This window comes from Pseudomonas sp. SZ40, assembly GCF_052958135.1.
Window position 1 is genome coordinate 41,232 of the sequence record NZ_JBQWIF010000020.1, and the last position, 13,539, is coordinate 54,770.

Consider the following 13,539-nt stretch of genomic DNA (forward strand, 5'->3'; position numbering starts at 1 on the left):
GGCTCTCAATTGTTCAGCCCCAGATAGATATTGGCGTGAGTCGATTGCAGGTAAACCTGATCGTCCGCCTTGGCATTGTTGAGGTAGTAGTAGGTGCCTTGCCCTTCGGCCACCATGCCGTACTCTGCATTGACTGCGTTGTTACCGACGGTTGTCGCTCGTGTGCTGTTCCAGCGTGTCGTTAGACTGGAGCTTGCTTCGCGGTTACCGGCTACCGTCTGATTGGCTGCATCCGTGCCGCGATAAGGCATCCATAGCAGGCTTTCAGCAGACTCGCTCTTGAGGAAGCTTTCTTCGGTCAGCCAGGGCTTATCCACGAAGTTGAGTAGGTCAGCATCATTGATTGCTAGGAGACAAGGTTTGTTGAGGCCATTGGCATTTAGCGTATTTGTTATTTTACAGTTGGCCGTCTTCCCTTCGAGCTTGTCCGCCAGATTGGCAGGGCCGTAATAACGAAACTCGGCCTCACGCAGCGCTGCATCCGCAGCATTCTGTTGTTGCGTGTCATGGGCACGATTGGCTGTGATGCGACTCTCCAGCGTGGTGCCACGCATGCTGCCCACAGCCATCAGCGTCAGCACGAGCAACATCACAAGTGCGACGACCAGAACGGCCCCGCTTTGCGAATGGCGATCAGAAAATTTGGTCATGGCATTAGATTCCTGACGGTCTGGGTGCTTCCCACAACTTGGTAGATACGTTTGCTGTCACCGTTCTGCAGGCGTGTTTTGGTGGCTGTTGGGGCAGAGACCAGCCAGTCGGTGAGTATTTTTGAGTCGTCGCTATCACGCTGGCCTGTCCGGCTGGTCATCAGCAGGGAATAGCGCACGCTGCGGATGGCGCCAGAGCTCGTTGTCCAGGCACTTTGTTGAACGAAAGAGGTAACTTCCTTATCCATGGCATCGGTACTGCCGATACCGAAGTCCACACGCATATCTGCGATGCCGGTGAGCTGCTCGGTGAATTGTGGGGAGGTGACATTCAGGCTTTTGCACAGCAGCCTGCCATTCTGCAGTTCAGTGGTTGCGCCCGGTTCATACTTGAACGCCAGCACGATAAGGTCAGTCGCCGCCAGATTGGACGGGAAGGCCTGTGTGAAAGTGGTGCTGCTGGCCACGCCCTGGCAATCGAGATCGCCACTTACCTGAGGTTGATAGCGCAGGCAGAACCCTGTTCCTTCCGAAGCGTCCAGGCCGGTAACCGAGGCCCCCGCAGCGAAGCTCATGCAGCCCCCCGATGCTTCACGCTGAGGAAAGGCCAGCTCCTGCAAACTCGACGGTGTACGGCGATAGCCGGCCTTGCCCAGATACTGATCTATTAGCAGTGACGCGAAGCGGCCACCATCCAGATTGCCGCTTTGGCTCTGCTGGAACAGGTAATTACGCTGGTTATCGATATAGACCTGAGTAATGCCGAGGATCAGGAAACTGCTGATCGCCAGTGCAATCAGCAGTTCGATCATCGATAGGCCATACTGGCGCTTGATATCGCTCATGGCTGCACTCGCACGGTGTAGGTACAGATGGTGGAAGAGTTGTTGGTATCTGCCGCGTCCAGGCAGGTGCCTTCACGAACCTGCCAGGCGAGGCGAATTTCGATCATCGAGCCCTGACCGTTGCAATTGCCTGCGCTACTACTACGACAGATATACGAATCGCTGACGAATACCGTCGAGCCACCCGGCAGTAAAGCCTTGGCTTTGCTGGCCCAGCAGTCGCGCTGCTCTTTTGCGGTCTTGGCGATGACGGTGGCGCTGGACACGCATGCGGCGGTATCGGAAAAATCGGCAGCTTTGGCTTTGTAGAAAATCGAACTCGATTTAAATCCTGTATTCATTGGGGACTTCGGTGCGGTATTGCTGAACATTTCCCCTGGATTGGTGCGGACGATCTCGATCAGTTCGCTGGCCAGATCCACGGCCACGTTACGCTGCACGGAGTCTTGCGAGTACTGCACGCTACGTCCTTGCAGAGCGACCATGCCCAGCACGCCGACCGTGGTCAGCACCAGCGCCACCAGTACCTCGATCAGGCTGAATCCCCGATTGTGTTTGCTCATCGCCATTCGCCCCTTCACTGGCACTTGCTCATATCGCTGCTGGTCCCATTCTTGCCCCGTGGCCAAGCCTGGATGCTGCCGCTAGGCTTGACGTTGATGGTGAAGCCATTCGCTGAATCTGTTCCCTGACAAGTCACGAGCGTTGCCTCTGTGCCGCTCCCGTTGTAGCGAAAGCTGATCGGGGTGGTTGTCGTGGTTGCCGTGATGGTGGACGGAATGTCCAGCCGGCGGATGACATTGGTATCGGTACAGGCCTTCTTCACTGTCCAGGCAGTGTCTTCCTTGCAGGCTCTGACGAAGGTGCGCCGCTCGACTGCGCTGGCGCGGGCGAATTGCAGCAACTCCAGCAGCTCGTTGTTGAACGACTGAGTACGACTCTTGTTGATGAACTGAGTGAAATTTGGCACTGCGATGGCTGCAAAAATGCCGACCAGAGCGATGATGATCATTAGCTCAATCAGGGTGAAGCCACGTTGCGTATGCGAGTACGCCGATGGCTGGCTATCCGAGAGTCTTGGCATGGTTGTCCAGTCTGAATACAGGAGGGCAAGCGAATCCTGACGGCTCCGTTGTTGCCTGTCTTGCGGCTGGAGATGATCGGTTCCGCGGCGCGGATGGCCGGTCTAGCAACATTTCGATTTGTGGCCGCTGTCATGTTTCAGGCGACCCTGGCGGTTGAGGATCAGCTGCCGATGGGGGCCGTTCGCATTGCAGAAGGAGAAGGTGCCGTTGCTTTTCCAGCTGGTGCCGTTGGGGTGGAAGTGAATGCTGTCACTGCTGAAACCGGACCAGCAGAGGTTCTTCGTGGGTGCCTGTTGCTGGCGCAGCAGGGTGGCGTCGCTACCTGTCGTGGTAATCAGCCAGTAGCCGGCCCAATCACCGTCGCAGGCCTCTCCGTCGCTGGAGCCGCACAGCCGATGGGGGCGTCCGAAGAGAACGGCCTTGGCGCGGGTTTTCTGGATGTACTGGGTGAGCAGGTCGAGGGCGATTGCCTGGCGCCTGCTTTCCATCCAGCTCGCGAACGATGGCATGGCGAGGTTAACCAGGGTCAGAACAAGGGCAAGCGTAGCCAGCCATTCCACAAGGCTGAACGCCTTCTGTTGATCTCCGTTCATGATGCAAATCCCTTTGCGCGTATCATTGGCGGCCTTCCTGGCCTGCCTTTTCTGTTTAGACCCTGAGGTGTCGCTGTCAAGGTTTGCCGTTCATGCGATGGGGTGAGTTGTGCGTGCGGATGTGATCGTTGTTGGCGGCGGGGTCATCGGGTTGTTGTCGGCCTATCAGCTGGCTGCGGCAGGCAAGCGGGTGACGCTGCTCGACCGAGGGCCCTTGGGTGGCGAGGCATCCTGGGCGGGTGGCGGAATCGTTTCGCCGCTGTATCCCTGGCGTTACAGCCAGGCGGTGACGGCGCTGGCCCACTGGTCTCAGGATTTCTACCCCGGGCTTGGTCAGCGGTTGCTGGCCCAGACGGGTCTGGATCCCGAGGTGCATGTCACCGGGCTGTACTGGCTGGATCTGGAAGATCAGGCCGAGGCGCTGGCCTGGGCGCAGCGTGAAGGGCGACCCTTGCATGAAGTTTCCGTCGACTCCGCTTACGCCGCCGTTGCGCCATTGGGCGAGGGGTTTCAACGCGCCATTTACATGTCGGGCGTGGCCAATGTCCGCAATCCGCGCCTGGTGAAAGCGCTGCGTATGGCACTGCAGGCAATGCCTGCCGTCACGCTGATCGAAAACAGTCCGGTTGAAGGTTTCGTGCGCGATGTCGATCGGGTTGTCGGCGTGCGTACCGCCGACGGAGAGTCGTTGGGCGAGCAGGTGGTAGTGGCGGCGGGGGCCTGGAGCGGCGAAGTGCTGCGTAGTCTCGGGCTGGCATTACCGGTAGAGCCGGTGAAGGGGCAGATGATCCTGTTCAAATGCGCCGAAGATTTTCTGCCGAGCATGGTGCTGGCCCGTGGGCGCTACGCGATTCCTCGCCGTGACGGTCATATCCTGGTGGGCAGTACGCTTGAGCACGCCGGCTTCGACAAGACCCCCACCGTCGATGCCCTGAGCAGCTTGCGCGCGTCGGCCGAAGCCTTGCTGCCGGCGCTGAAGGATGCCCAAGTGGTTGGGCACTGGGCTGGGTTGCGGCCCGGTTCGCCCGAGGGCATTCCGTTCATTGGCGAGGTGCCCGGCCACGAGGGCCTGTGGTTGAACTGCGGGCATTACCGCAATGGCCTGGTGCTGGCACCAGCGTCCTGCCAGTTGCTGGTGGACCTGATGCTGGGGCGGGAGCCGATCATCGATCCTGCTCCTTATGCACCATCGGGGCGGTTGGCGTAGCGCCGTCAGGCACGATCGTCCTGAGTAGCGCTGCGGTCAGTCGATCCCGAGCTTCTTCAGTCGATAGCGCATCGAGCGGAAACTCAGGCCCAGGCGCTGGGCTGCGGCGGTGCGGTTCCAGCGGGTTTCTTCGAGGGCCTGCATGATCAGTTTGCGCTCGACGTCTTCCAGGTAGTCCTCGATGTTGTCGATCTGTGCCAGGCTGGCATCGCCGTTCTCGCCGGCAGATGAGGCGTCGGCCAGGCGCAGGTCGTTGGCACAGATCACATCGCCTTCACACAGCGTGTAGGCGCGCTCCAGCATGTTTTCCAGTTCGCGCACGTTACCCGGGAAGCGGTAGCTCTTCAGCTTGTCCAGGGCCGGGCCATCAAGCTTCACGGGTGGCAGGCCGATGCCCTCGTTGAGGCGCTTGAGCATGACGTCGGCGAGCAGTGGGATGTCTTCGCGGCGTTCACGCAGTGGCGGTACGCGCAGTTCGATGACGTTGAGGCGGTAGTACAGGTCTTGGCGAAAGCGTCCGGCAGCCACTTCGGCGGCGAGATCCTTGTGGGTGGCGCAGAGGATGCGGGTATCCACCACCACCTCCTGCTGGCCGCCGACACTGCGCACGGCCTTCTCCTGGATCGCCCGCAGCAGCTTGACCTGCATGGCGAGCGGCAGATCGGCCACTTCGTCGAGGAACAGGCTGCCGCCGTTGGCCGCCTGAAACAGGCCCTGCTTGTCTTCGATGGCGCCGGTGAAGCTGCCTTTCTTGTGGCCGAAGAACTCGCTTTCCATCAGCTCCGATGGAATGGCGCCACAGTTGACCGGCACGAAGGCGCGCTCCCGGCGCGGCCCCTGTTCGTGGATCAGGCGCGCTACCAGCTCCTTGCCACTGCCAGACTCGCCGCTGATGTAGACCGGCGCCTGGCTGCGCGCCAGTTTCTGGATCTGTGCACGCAGCGCGCGCATCGGTGGCGACTCACCGAGCAGACGGCTGGCGCCTGGTGCCCCTTCATCGTCCGTGCCCCCCAGGCGCAGAGCGGTGGCGACCAGTTCACGCAGGCGGCCGAGGTCGACCGGCTTGGTGAGGAAGTCGAAGGCACCTGCCTTGAGCGCGTTGATCGCGGTATCCACGCTGCCGAACGCAGTGATCATGGCCACCGGGGTCTGCGGATAGCGCTGCTGGATGTGCTGCACGATATCCAGGCCGGTGCCGTCGGGCAGGCGCATGTCGGTGAGGCACAGATCGAATGGCTCCTTGGCCAGCCAGTCACGCGCTTCCTTGACGTTGCGCGCGCTGCGCGTGTCGAGCTTCATGCGTCCGAGGGTGATCTCCAGCAGCTCGCGGATATCGGGTTCGTCGTCGACGATCAGGGCTCTCTGGCGATTCATCGTTCAGCTCATTTTGCGCGGATGAGCGAAGGTGATACGGAAGCATGCGCCGCCGCCTTCGCGTGGTTTGTAGTGAAGATGAGCCTGGTTGCTTTCGCAAAGCTCGCGGGAAATATACAGGCCCAGGCCGGTGCCTTTGTTTTCCGTGGTGTAGAAAGGCTCGAAGATGTGATGCAGTTGGTCCGCAGGAACGCCGGGGCCGTCATCGAGCACCTCGAGTACCGGCAGATCGCTGCGCGGGTCGCGGAACAGTTTCAGCCACACCTGGCCCTGCGGATTGAGCTGAGCGCTGTAGCGCAGGCCGTTCTGCACGAGGTTGGTGATCACCTGGGTCAGCTGGTTGGGGTCCATGCGCGTCTGAATGCTGCTGCCTTCGATGGCCAGGTGCAGGATTTTCGTGGTCGGGGCGGTGCTGCGAAATTCTGCGGCGAAACGGTGCAGCCAGTACTTGAGGTCGAGCAGCTGCGGCTCCGCCTGACGGCGTCGAGACAGCTGCAGCACGTTTTCGATTATCAGGTTCATGCGGCGCGAGTGATCCTGAATGATCTGCGCCAGACGCTTGTCCGGCCCATGCAGGTCCTCGGACTCCTGAAGCAGTTGCGCCGCGTGGCTGATGGCGCCCAGCGGATTGCGAATCTCGTGGGCGATGCCTGCGGTCAGTCGGCCGAGGGCGACCAGCTTGAGTTGCTGGGCCTGTTGGGCAATCTGCGAGATATCGTCGAGCAGGATCAGCGTGTGGCGCTGGCCGCCGCGTTGCAGGGCGATGAAGCTGGGTTGCAGGGTCGGGCCATCGACACGTGCCTGCAAGCTGGTTGGGCGCAGGCTGGTATTTTCCTGCCAGTACTGCAGGCGCTTGACCAGCTCTGTGCAGTGTGGATCGAGAATCTTGCCGGCCAGATGCTCTTGCCCCAGCAGGCTCAAGGCCCCCTGGTTGGCCAGCAGCACGCGATGCTGCTCGTCGACCACCAGAATGCCGGTACGCATGCGCTGCAGGATCAGGTTGTTCAGGGCTTCCAGATCCGCCACGTCGGCGGCACGCTGCTCGGCGAGGATTTCACTGGCCTGCAGGCGCCGCGTCACACCCTGTACGAACAGGGCGGCGGTGAAGCACAACGCGCCCAGGGCCGCGGCCTGCACGTACTGACTGCTGGCTTGTGGATGGTTGAGGCTGAGGTAGAACGTCAGGTAGATCAGGCCGATCGCCGCGCTCGCAGCGATCAATACGCCCACTCGGCCACGCAGCAGGATATTGGCGATCGCCACTGCAACGATCAGCAGGTTGCCGATACCGCTGGGCGTACCACCACCGGCATAGAACAGTGCAGACAGCAAAATGACGTCGACCAGCGCCACGCCGAACACTTGAATGAGGCTGCGCGGGTTGTGAATGAGCACTGCGACGAAGATATTGAGGATCAGGTACAGCCAGCTGGCGCCGCGGAACATCGGCACGTGCGCCAGTTGGAGCAGCTCTGCATCCAGGTCGGCGGAGACCAGCAGGACCAGCAAGACGCCGATGAGCAGGCGGTACAGGTGGTACAGCCTGAAAATACGCCGGCCCTGGAGGCCGCTCAGTGCGAGGGCTTTATCGGGCACCGGGCTTGCGGCCTTGTTCGAGATGCGCCTGGCTGCAGTACCAGCGCTCTGCCAACTGTACGGCATGCTGCTGTGGCGTGTGCACGCCGCAGTGGGCGCAGCGCACCATCGGTGCCGGCGTGTCTGCCGGTGGCGGCGTCTGGCGTCGGCGAGCCGCACCGACGTAGCGGCGCCATACCCAGATGACGGCGAAGATGATGGCAATCCAGAACAGCAGGCGGAACAGGCCCATGACGCTCTCTTCATATAGAGGAATGCGCCAGTTTAGCCAAGGAAGGGGTGTGCGGACAGTTGCCTGGTCAGCGTTTTTGCTCGACCGGAATGCAAAATGCCAGTCGATCGACTGGCATTTCGTGTGTTGCGGTGCTGATCAGTCGAACAGACCGAACGTTGCGTAGCTGAACCAGGAGCGTTTGCTGCCTTGCGGCTCATCGCTTTGCTCGGTCTGGTTTTCCGGCTTGAGTTCGGCCGGGATCTGATCCGAGGCTTCTTCGTACTGACGAATCACATCCTGGCTAGCCTGGGTCTGGCTAGGCGGAGGCGGTACATCGCTCTCGATCAGGCCCAGTGTGGCCTTGGCCAGCCAGGAGCGGCTGTCGGCTTCCTCTTCGCGGGGCACGAACTCGCCGTTGACCAGGCTCGGGTGATCCGGGTAGTTGAGTTTCAGGGTTTCCAGGCTGGTCGCGGCCAGGTCGTCCAGGGTCAGGCGCTGATACGCCTCGACCATCACGGCCAGGCCGTCGCCGACGGACGGCGTTTCCTGGAAGTTTTCCACCACGTAGCGGCCACGATTGGCTGCGGCGACGTAGGCCTGACGAGTCAGGTAGTAGTGGGCGACGTGAATTTCGTAGGACGCCAGCAGGTTGCGCAGGTAGATCATGCGCTGCTTGGCGTCCGGCGCGTAGCGGCTGTTCGGGTAGCGGCTGGTCAGCTGGGCGAACTCGTTGTACGAGTCGCGGGCAGCGCCCGGGTCACGCTTGGTCATGTCCAGCGGCAGGAAGCGCGCCAGCAGGCCACGGTCCTGGTCGAACGAGGCCAGGCCTTTCAGGTAGTAGGCGTAGTCGACGTTCGGGTGCTGCGGATGCAGACGGATGAAACGCTCGGCGGAGGAGCGCGCGGCTTCCGGCTCGGCGTTCTTGTAGTTGGCGTAGATCAGCTCGAGCTGCGACTGCTCGGCGTAGCGGCCGAACGGGTAGCGCGACTCCAAAGCCTTGAGCTTGGTAACGGCGCTGGTATAGCTACCGTTGTCCAGATCTTGCTGAGCCTGCTGGTAGAGTTCTGCCTCGCTGAGGTTTTCATCCAGGACTTCCTTGGACGAACAGGCGGCGGTGAGTGCGAGGATGGCGATCAGCAGCAGGTGTTTCACTTGCATGGCGGCTTGCGTCCCTGGGACGGCGGCTGTCTTGGGCAGGGCCGTCCTGTTATGATGAGCGCCCCCGGTACCCCTGGGGCAAAGACGCCGTATTTAACCACAAGCGTGTAGCTGAAACCAAAGGCTATGCCCCCGCCGTTGCCGAGCATGTCATCTATTAATAAGCAGGCCATTCAGTTATCCGCCGAGGTGCCCTACGATCTGGGCGGTCAACGCCTCGACCAAGTCGCCGCCCAGCTGTTCGCCGAGCACTCGCGCTCGCGCCTGTCCGGCTGGATCAAGGAGGGCAATCTGACCGTCGACGGTCAGGTGCTGCGCCCCCGTGACATCGTTCACGGCGGCTCCGTGCTGGTCCTCTCCGCCGAGCAGGAAGCCCAGGGTGAATGGATCGCCCAGGACATCGAGCTCAACATCGTCTACGAAGACGAGCAGATTCTGGTGATCGACAAGCCGGCTGGCCTGGTCGTGCATCCGGCTGCCGGGCACGCCGACGGCACCCTGCTCAATGCGCTGCTGCATCACGTGCCGGATATCGTCAACGTGCCGCGGGCGGGCATCGTCCATCGTCTCGACAAGGACACCACCGGTCTGATGGTGGTGGCCAAGACTATCGAGGCGCAGACCCGCCTGGTCGATCAGTTGCAGAAGCGTACGGTCAGCCGTATCTATGAATGCATCGTGATCGGCGTGATCACCGCCGGCGGCAAGATCAACGCTCCCATCGGGCGTAGCTCCTCGCAGCGCCAGCGCATGGCCGTGACCGACGGCGGCAAGCCCGCGGTCAGTCATTACCGCGTACTCGAGCGTTTCCGTTCGCATACCCACAGCCGGGTCAAACTGGAAACCGGGCGCACGCACCAGATTCGCGTGCACATGAGCCACATCGGCTATCCGCTGGTGGGTGACCCGGTGTATGCCGGGCGCTTCCGTATTCCCCCGGCCGCCAGCCAGACCATGGTGCAGAGCCTCAAGGAGTTTCCGCGTCAGGCCCTGCATGCTCGGTTCCTCGAGCTGGATCATCCGATCACCGGTGAGCGGATGAAATGGCAGTCACCGCTGCCCGATGACTTCGTCTGGTTGCTGACGCTGCTGCGTCAGGATCGCGAGGCTTTCATCGGATGAGTGGCAAGGCCCATGACTGGTTGACGCCCAATTGGCCCGCGCCAGGTTGGGTGCGGGCCTGCGTGACCACCCGCGCTGGCGGTGTGAGCACGGCACCTTACGACAGCTTCAACCTCGCCGAGCATGTCGAGGATGACCCGGTAGCCGTGGCCAAGAATCGTCAGCGTCTGCTGAGTCAGCTGGGTTGCCGTCCGGCCTGGCTGCAGCAGGTGCATGGTATTGCCGTCGCCCAGGCTGACCCGGAAACGGTCGCGCAAGCCGATGCCAGTTGGACATCGACGCCGGGCGTTGCCTGTACGGTGATGACCGCCGATTGCCTGCCCGCGCTGTTTTGTGACCGCGCCGGCACCCGCGTCGCCGCCGCCCATGCGGGTTGGCGTGGCTTGGCGAACGGTGTGCTGGAGGCCACTCTGGATGCGCTGGCCATCGAGCCTGACGACACCCTGGTATGGCTCGGCCCGGCCATCGGTCCCCAGGCTTTCGAGGTCGGGCCCGAGGTACGTGAGGCGTTCGTCAGTGTGCATGCCCAGGCCGCCAGCGCCTTCGTGCCCAGCGCCAATGCTGGCCGCTTCATGGCGGACATCTATCAGTTGGCGCGCATCCGTCTCGCTGCCCGGGGTATCAACGCCGTGTATGGCGGCGGGTTCTGCACCGTCAATGACCCGCGCTTCTACTCCTACCGCAGTGCCGCGCAGACCGGCCGGTTCGCTTCGCTGATCTGGTTGGCGGATCGCTGAGCGCAATTTCGGCAGCGTTATGCCGCAATAATGGCGTTATCAGACTCAATCGCCGCGAGGTCGCGGCTCCCACGGATCGGTGTTAGCTCACGATTGCGTGGGAGCGTCGCCCTCGGCGCGATGCGTTGGCGTTAACGTCCGCCAACCTTCGCTCCAGGGCCAAAATGCTACGACGGTTGCGTTGCCGGTCACTGCACTGACACCTATCAAAACCGTCTCCGCTTGAAACCCGCGCAATCGGCCTCATCTATGCTCCATCTCGGCAGGTTCTTCATTTAGGCGCATCCATCGCGCCGGCCTGCCTCCAAGAGGAAGGATGACGCCATGCGAATCGACCGTTTGACCAGCAAGTTGCAACTTGCCCTTTCCGACGCCCAGTCCCTGGCCGTCGGCCACGACCATTCCGCCATCGAGCCGCTGCACCTGATGCTGGCGCTGCTCGACCAGCAGGGCGGCTCCATTCGCCCGCTGCTGATGCAGGTGGGCTTCGATGTGAATGGCCTGCGCCAGGCCCTGAGCAAAGAGCTCGATCACCTCGGCAAGATCCAGAACCCGACTGGCGATGTGAGCCTGTCCCAGGATCTGGCGCGTCTGCTCAACCAGGCCGATCGCCTGTCGCAGCAGAAGGGTGACCAGTTCATCTCCAGCGAACTGGTGCTGCTTGCCGCCATGGACGAGAACACCAAGCTGGGCAAGCTTCTGCTCGGCCAGGGCGTGAGCCGCAAGGCTCTGGAAAACGCCGTGAACAACCTGCGCGGCGGCGATGCGGTGAATGACCCCAACATCGAGGAATCCCGTCAGGCGCTGGACAAGTACACCGTCGACCTCACCAAGCGTGCCGAAGAGGGCAAGCTCGATCCGGTGATCGGCCGTGACGATGAAATCCGCCGGACCATCCAGGTCCTGCAGCGCCGCACCAAGAACAATCCGGTGCTAATCGGCGAGCCCGGCGTGGGCAAGACCGCCATTGCCGAAGGGCTGGCCCAGCGGATCGTCAATGGTGAAGTGCCGGACGGCCTCAAGGACAAACGCCTGCTGTCATTGGATATGGGCTCGCTGATCGCCGGTGCCAAGTTCCGCGGCGAGTTCGAGGAGCGCCTCAAGGCCGTACTCAACGAACTGTCCAAGCAGGAAGGCCGCATCATTCTGTTCATCGACGAACTGCATACCATGGTCGGAGCCGGCAAGGCCGAGGGCGCCATGGACGCCGGCAACATGCTCAAGCCGTCCCTGGCTCGTGGTGAACTGCACTGCGTGGGCGCCACCACCCTGAACGAGTATCGCCAGTTCATCGAGAAGGATGCCGCGCTGGAGCGTCGCTTCCAGAAGGTGCTGGTCGACGAACCGAGCGAAGAAGACACCATTGCCATCCTGCGCGGCCTCAAGGAGCGTTACGAGGTGCACCACAAGGTGGCCATCACCGACGGTGCGATCATCGCCGCGGCCAAGCTCAGCCATCGCTACATCACCGATCGCCAGTTGCCGGACAAGGCCATCGACCTGATCGACGAAGCCGCCAGCCGCATCCGCATGGAAATCGACTCCAAGCCGGAGGTGCTCGATCGACTGGACCGTCGTCTGATCCAGCTCAAGGTGGAAGCCCAGGCGCTCAAGAAGGAAGAAGACGAGGCGGCCAAGAAACGCTTCGTCAAACTGCAGGAAGACATCGCCAAGCTCGAGAAGGAGTACTCCGATCTCGATGAAATCTGGAAATCGGAAAAGGCCGAAGTTCAGGGCTCGGCGCAGATCCAGCAGAAGATCGAACAGTCGCGTACCGAACTCGAAGCGGCTCGCCGCAAGGGCGACCTGAACCGCATGGCCGAATTGCAGTACGGGATCATCCCCGACCTGGAGCGCAGCCTGCAGATGGTCGATCAGCACGGCAAGACCGAAAACCAGTTGCTGCGCAGCAAGGTCACCGAGGAAGAGATTGCCGAGGTCGTCTCCAAGTGGACCGGCATTCCGGTGTCTAAGATGCTCGAGGGTGAGCGCGACAAGCTGCTGAAGATGGAAGGGCTGCTGCACCAGCGGGTCATCGGTCAGGACGAGGCCGTGGTGGCCGTCGCCAATGCCGTGCGTCGTTCCCGGGCAGGCCTGTCGGACCCTAACCGGCCCAGCGGCTCGTTCCTGTTCCTTGGCCCGACCGGTGTCGGCAAGACCGAACTGTGCAAGGCGCTGGCCGAGTTCCTCTTCGATACGGAAGACGCTCTGGTGCGCATCGACATGTCCGAGTTCATGGAGAAGCATTCCGTCGCTCGTCTGATCGGCGCTCCACCGGGCTATGTCGGTTACGAGGAGGGCGGCTACCTGACCGAGGCAGTACGCCGTAAACCCTATTCGGTGGTGCTGCTCGACGAGGTCGAGAAGGCTCACCCGGACGTCTTCAACGTGCTGCTGCAAGTGCTCGAGGATGGTCGCCTGACCGATAGCCATGGCCGTACCGTGGACTTCAAGAACACCGTGATCGTGATGACCTCCAACCTGGGATCCGCGCAGATTCAGGAGCTGGTCGGTGATCGCGAGGCGCAGCGCGCGGCGGTCATGGACGCGGTGGGCAATCACTTCCGCCCGGAGTTCGTCAACCGTATCGACGAGGTGGTGGTGTTCGAACCACTTGCCCGCGAGCAGATCGCCGGCATTGCCCGTATCCAGCTGTCGCGCCTGCTGCAGCGCCTGGCCGAGCGCGAGCTCAGCCTGGAATTGTCCGACGAGGCGATGGACAAGCTGATTGCCGTGGGTTACGACCCGGTGTACGGCGCACGGCCATTGAAGCGGGCGATCCAGCGCTGGATCGAGAACCCGCTGGCGCAGATGATCCTGGCTGGCAAGTTCAACCCCGGCAGCACAGTGATCGGCAAGGTCGAGGGTGACGAAATCGTCTTTACCTGAGGCCCGTGCTAGCGGAAATAAAAACGGCCGGTGTGAGCGATCACACCGGCCGTTCTATTTCGGCTCTCT

Annotated in this window: 13 protein-coding genes; 4 read left to right on the plus strand and 9 right to left on the minus strand. The window is 61.8% G+C overall.

The window, feature by feature from the left end:
• Positions 1 to 5 precede the first annotated feature (5 nt).
• The 5 genes from ACT9T4_RS16310 to ACT9T4_RS16330 all read right to left on the minus strand — a co-directional run bounded on the left by ACT9T4_RS16310 (position 6) and on the right by ACT9T4_RS16330 (position 3,173).
• The gene (locus tag ACT9T4_RS16310) at positions 6 to 650 is read right to left on the minus strand and encodes a PilX N-terminal domain-containing pilus assembly protein (protein WP_499117955.1); all 645 of its coding nucleotides are present in this window, start codon (positions 648 to 650) and stop codon (positions 6 to 8) included.
• On the minus strand, positions 647 to 1,495 hold the full coding sequence (locus ACT9T4_RS16315) for a PilW family protein (RefSeq protein ID WP_499117956.1): 849 nt from the start codon (positions 1,493 to 1,495) through the stop codon (positions 647 to 649). The genes ACT9T4_RS16310 and ACT9T4_RS16315 overlap by 4 nt, the downstream gene beginning before the upstream one ends.
• Entirely contained in the window at positions 1,492 to 2,058 is a 567-nt protein-coding gene (gene pilV / locus ACT9T4_RS16320; RefSeq protein WP_499118008.1) for a type IV pilus modification protein PilV, read from the minus strand. Before pilV ends, ACT9T4_RS16315 begins: the two co-directional genes overlap by 4 nt.
• A gap of 14 nt (positions 2,059 to 2,072) precedes the next feature.
• Entirely contained in the window at positions 2,073 to 2,579 is a 507-nt protein-coding gene (locus tag ACT9T4_RS16325; RefSeq protein ID WP_499117958.1) for a GspH/FimT family pseudopilin, read from the minus strand.
• 102 nt (positions 2,580 to 2,681) lie between these two features.
• Entirely contained in the window at positions 2,682 to 3,173 is a 492-nt protein-coding gene (locus ACT9T4_RS16330) for a GspH/FimT family pseudopilin (protein ID WP_499117959.1), read from the minus strand.
• Between the two features lie 109 nt (positions 3,174 to 3,282).
• Between ACT9T4_RS16330 and thiO the strand changes: the two genes are divergently transcribed.
• Complete coding sequence (thiO, locus tag ACT9T4_RS16335; protein ID WP_499117961.1) at positions 3,283 to 4,380, plus strand: glycine oxidase ThiO; 1,098 nt, start codon at positions 3,283 to 3,285, stop codon at positions 4,378 to 4,380.
• Between the two features lie 36 nt (positions 4,381 to 4,416).
• Here thiO and ACT9T4_RS16340 read toward each other — a convergent pair whose 3' ends face one another.
• From ACT9T4_RS16340 to ACT9T4_RS16355, 4 genes are all read right to left on the minus strand, one after another.
• Entirely contained in the window at positions 4,417 to 5,754 is a 1,338-nt protein-coding gene (locus tag ACT9T4_RS16340; RefSeq protein WP_042553340.1) for a sigma-54-dependent transcriptional regulator, read from the minus strand.
• Positions 5,755 to 5,757: 3 nt separating this feature from the next.
• Positions 5,758 to 7,350, minus strand: coding sequence for a sensor histidine kinase (locus ACT9T4_RS16345; protein ID WP_042553341.1), 1,593 nt, complete (start codon positions 7,348 to 7,350; stop codon positions 5,758 to 5,760).
• Positions 7,340 to 7,582: a PP0621 family protein gene (locus ACT9T4_RS16350; RefSeq protein WP_042553342.1), complete on the minus strand. Its 243-nt coding sequence runs from the start codon at positions 7,580 to 7,582 to the stop codon at positions 7,340 to 7,342. Before ACT9T4_RS16350 ends, ACT9T4_RS16345 begins: the two co-directional genes overlap by 11 nt.
• A gap of 138 nt (positions 7,583 to 7,720) precedes the next feature.
• Positions 7,721 to 8,722 (minus strand): outer membrane protein assembly factor BamD, encoded by a 1,002-nt coding sequence (locus tag ACT9T4_RS16355; protein WP_042553343.1) that lies wholly within the window; start codon positions 8,720 to 8,722, stop codon positions 7,721 to 7,723.
• 147 nt (positions 8,723 to 8,869) lie between these two features.
• Between ACT9T4_RS16355 and rluD the strand changes: the two genes are divergently transcribed.
• The 3 genes from rluD (at position 8,870) to clpB (ending at position 13,470) form a co-directional block, all read left to right on the plus strand.
• Positions 8,870 to 9,844 (plus strand): 23S rRNA pseudouridine(1911/1915/1917) synthase RluD, encoded by a 975-nt coding sequence (gene rluD, locus ACT9T4_RS16360; protein ID WP_499117964.1) that lies wholly within the window; start codon positions 8,870 to 8,872, stop codon positions 9,842 to 9,844.
• A complete protein-coding gene (gene pgeF / locus ACT9T4_RS16365; protein ID WP_179539835.1) occupies positions 9,841 to 10,581 on the plus strand; it encodes a peptidoglycan editing factor PgeF in 741 nt (246 codons plus the stop codon). Before rluD ends, pgeF begins: the two co-directional genes overlap by 4 nt.
• 324 nt (positions 10,582 to 10,905) lie before the next feature.
• Positions 10,906 to 13,470 carry an ATP-dependent chaperone ClpB gene (gene clpB, locus ACT9T4_RS16370; RefSeq protein WP_042553346.1) on the plus strand — a complete coding sequence of 855 codons (2,565 nt, stop codon included), beginning with the start codon at positions 10,906 to 10,908 and terminating at the stop codon, positions 13,468 to 13,470.
• The last annotated feature ends 69 nt before the right edge of the window (positions 13,471 to 13,539 follow it).

Coding starts and splice junctions, on each gene's coding strand:
- ACT9T4_RS16310 (WP_499117955.1), bottom strand. CDS start 650: ATGACCAAATTTTCTGATCGCCATTCGCAAAGCGGGGCCGTTCTGGTC.
- ACT9T4_RS16315 (WP_499117956.1), bottom strand. CDS start 1,495: ATGAGCGATATCAAGCGCCAGTATGGCCTATCGATGATCGAACTGCTG.
- pilV (WP_499118008.1), bottom strand. CDS start 2,058: ATGAGCAAACACAATCGGGGATTCAGCCTGATCGAGGTACTGGTGGCG.
- ACT9T4_RS16325 (WP_499117958.1), bottom strand. CDS start 2,579: ATGCCAAGACTCTCGGATAGCCAGCCATCGGCGTACTCGCATACGCAA.
- ACT9T4_RS16330 (WP_499117959.1), bottom strand. CDS start 3,173: ATGAACGGAGATCAACAGAAGGCGTTCAGCCTTGTGGAATGGCTGGCT.
- ACT9T4_RS16340 (WP_042553340.1), bottom strand. CDS start 5,754: ATGAATCGCCAGAGAGCCCTGATCGTCGACGACGAACCCGATATCCGC.
- ACT9T4_RS16350 (WP_042553342.1), bottom strand. CDS start 7,582: ATGGGCCTGTTCCGCCTGCTGTTCTGGATTGCCATCATCTTCGCCGTC.
- ACT9T4_RS16355 (WP_042553343.1), bottom strand. CDS start 8,722: ATGCAAGTGAAACACCTGCTGCTGATCGCCATCCTCGCACTCACCGCC.
- rluD (WP_499117964.1), top strand. CDS start 8,870: ATGTCATCTATTAATAAGCAGGCCATTCAGTTATCCGCCGAGGTGCCC.
- pgeF (WP_179539835.1), top strand. CDS start 9,841: ATGAGTGGCAAGGCCCATGACTGGTTGACGCCCAATTGGCCCGCGCCA.
- clpB (WP_042553346.1), top strand. CDS start 10,906: ATGCGAATCGACCGTTTGACCAGCAAGTTGCAACTTGCCCTTTCCGAC.